This window comes from Actinomadura sp. CNU-125, from assembly GCF_001942465.1.
Classification (GTDB): Bacteria; Actinomycetota; Actinomycetes; order Streptosporangiales; family Streptosporangiaceae; genus Spirillospora.
The window spans coordinates 1-2,476 of the sequence record NZ_MKJY01000451.1 but is presented as its reverse complement, the minus strand read 5'-3'; the positions used below and the strand labels follow the sequence as shown (position 1 = coordinate 2,476).

At 75.2% G+C, this 2,476-nt stretch carries 4 protein-coding genes; 1 reads left to right on the top strand and 3 read right to left on the bottom strand.

What is annotated here, in order from left to right:
- The coding region (locus tag BJF79_RS37265; RefSeq protein ID WP_143220741.1) for a serine/threonine-protein kinase at window positions 1-832 on the bottom strand (832 nt) is incomplete at its 3' end.
- A gap of 92 nt (window positions 833-924) precedes the next feature.
- Here BJF79_RS37265 and BJF79_RS37260 point away from each other — a divergent pair.
- Window positions 925-1,794 carry an NUDIX domain-containing protein gene (locus tag BJF79_RS37260; protein WP_075904466.1) on the top strand — a complete coding sequence of 290 codons (870 nt, stop codon included), beginning with the start codon at window positions 925-927 and terminating at the stop codon, window positions 1,792-1,794.
- A gap of 8 nt (window positions 1,795-1,802) precedes the next feature.
- Here BJF79_RS37260 and BJF79_RS37255 read toward each other — a convergent pair whose 3' ends face one another.
- Window positions 1,803-2,168 (bottom strand): ACT domain-containing protein, encoded by a 366-nt coding sequence (locus tag BJF79_RS37255; protein ID WP_075904464.1) that lies wholly within the window; start codon window positions 2,166-2,168, stop codon window positions 1,803-1,805.
- Window positions 2,169-2,208: 40 nt separating this feature from the next.
- The coding region (locus tag BJF79_RS37250) for an alpha amylase C-terminal domain-containing protein (RefSeq protein WP_187357110.1) at window positions 2,209-2,476 on the bottom strand (268 nt) is incomplete at its 5' end.

The window sequence follows — 2,476 nt, the reverse complement described above, 5'->3', positions numbered from 1 at the left end:
CGGGGGCGGGCGCGGGGGCGTCCGCACGGCCGTGCTCGGCGGACGGGTCGACGAGCCGCACCATCAGGTCGCGGGCGGACGGGCGACCGGCCGGGTCCTTGGCGAGGCACTCGGTGAGCAGCGGCGCGAGCCACGCGGGCACCCCGTCGAGGTCCGGCTCGCCGTTAGCGATCCGGTGCATGACGGCCGGGATGCTGTCGGCGGGGCCGAACGGGGGACGGCCCGTGGCGGCGTACACGATCGTGCCCGCCCACGCGAACACGTCCGACTTGTCCGTCGGCGGGTGCCCTTCCAGCCATTCGGGGGCGAAGTACGCGGGCGTCCCGACGAGCTGCGTGTGGGTCTCGGCGTCGATGGCGCGGGCGATCCCGAAGTCGACGACGCGCGGGCCGTCCGGGCCGAGCAGGACGTTCGCGGGCTTGAGGTCGCGGTGCACGATCCCCGCGCCGTGGATCGCGGCGAGGGCGCTCGCGGTGTTCACCGCGAGCCGCTGCAGCTCGCCCTCCCGCAGCGGCCCCTGCTCCAGCACGCGGTCCTGGAGGGACGGCCCGTCGATGTACTCGCTCACGACGTACGGGACGGCCGTGTCCGCCGAGGCGTCCAGCACGGCGGCCGTGCAGAACGGCGCGACCCGCTGCGCGGCGGCCATCTCCCTGGCGAAGCGCGCGCGGGCCGACTCGTCGGTGGTCTTGAGCGTCTTGACGGCGACGCGCTCGCCCGCCGGGCCCTCGCCGAGGTACACCACGCCCTGGCCGCCCTCTCCGAGCCGCCCGGTCAGGCGGAAACGCCCGACGGTGCGCGGATCGTCGGGTTGCAGCGGGGCAGGCGGCATCTCTCTCCTCGGACGGGATCGGCGGTCGCCGAGCGGACCTCACCACGTTACTTGCCATCGCGAGCGCACGAGCAGCGGCTATGGTCGGCTGCATGGGCGACGGCGACGGCTGGGCAGACTGTGAGCAAGGGCACCGCCACTGGGGACGGTTCGGTGCGGCGGGCCTGCTCGCCTACCACCGCGACCCGGAGGGCCGGGTGTGGACGCTGCTGCAGCACCGCGCCCTGTGGGGCCTCGGCGGCGGGACGTGGGGCATGTTCGGCGGCGCGCTGCACAGCCACGAGGACGCCGTGACGGGCGCGCTGCGCGAGACGTCCGAGGAGTGCACGCTCGACACCGGGTCCGTGACCGTGCACGGCACCAGCGTCGAGGACCACGGCGGCTGGTTCTTCACGACGGTGATCGCCGAGGTGCCCGACCTGGCGCCGGTCGAGGGCGCCTCCGCCGAGACGCGCGGCGCGCGCTGGGTCCCGGTCGAGGACGTCGCCGCGTACAAGCTGTTCGAGCCGTTCGCCCGATCATGGCCGCTCGTGCGGGACGCCATGCGCCGTCTCGTCCTCGTGGTGGACGCCGCCAACGTCGTCGGAGCGCGGGCCGATGGCTGGTGGAAGGACCGGGCCGGGGCCAACGCCCGCCTCCGCGACGACCTGAAGGCGCTCAACGGGGGAGTGACGGGCGTGCCCCGCGAGCTCGTCCCGTTCGACCACTGCTATCCGGAGGTCGTCCTGGTCGTGGAGGGGCAGGCGCGGGGCGTCGCGGACGAGCCGGCGGACGGGCCGGTGGAGGGGCCGCGGGTCGTGGCGGCCCCCGGCAGCGGGGACGACCGGATCGTGGAACTCGTCACGGACCCCGCCCCCGGGACCGTCCACCTGGTGGTGACGGCCGACCGGGAACTGCGTGCGCGCTGCGAGGCGGCGGGCGCGGGCGTCATCGGCCCCCGCTGGCTCCTCGACCGGCTGTAGGCCCCGCTTCAGGAGTCGCCGACGCGGTGGCCCGCGTCGCGGAGGGCGCCGGCGGCGTCCTTGTAGGAGTTCTCCGGCACGAGGACCAGGTCGGCGTGGTAGGTCGACGCGACGAAGACCGAGATCCCGGCCCCGGCGAGCGGCTCCAGCAGCGCGGCGAGGACCCCCGGCGCCCCCGGGCCCTGCCGGGCGTCCCCGTAGAAGCCGATCCACCGGTCGGTCTCGGCGAACGGGGACGCGTCCCGTACGACGGTGAGGCCCTCGGGCGCCCGGACGAGCGCGATCCACTCGTCGTCCTCGGGGAACGTCGCGTGGGGCAGGTGCTCCACGGTGAACTGGGACGGGACGAGATGCAGGTGCTGGCCGTCGGTCATGGGGCCACCCTATTGAGGCCCGCCGACGGCCGGAGCCGGGCTATTCGGGGGCGAACCAGACGGCGCCGAGCGGCGGGACGCGCAGGACGGCCGACGCGGGCAGCCCGTGGCACGGTTCGGCGACGGCCTCGATGCGGCCGAGGTTGCCGACGCCGCTGCCGCCGTACTCGTACACGTCGGTGTTGAGGATCTCGCGCCAGCGGCCGGTGCGCGGGAGCCCGAGCCGATAGTCCTCGTGTGGGTTCCCGGAGAAGTTGATCACGCAGGCGACGACCGGCGGCTCGCCGCGCCCGCCCCCGTGCCCGCCC

What these genes read in the sequence shown, in the direction of transcription:
- BJF79_RS37260 (WP_075904466.1), top strand. Translation starts at nt 925, where the DNA reads ATGGGCGACGGCGACGGCTGGGCAGACTGTGAGCAAGGGCACCGCCAC.
- BJF79_RS37255 (WP_075904464.1), bottom strand. Translation starts at nt 2,168, where the DNA reads ATGACCGACGGCCAGCACCTGCATCTCGTCCCGTCCCAGTTCACCGTG.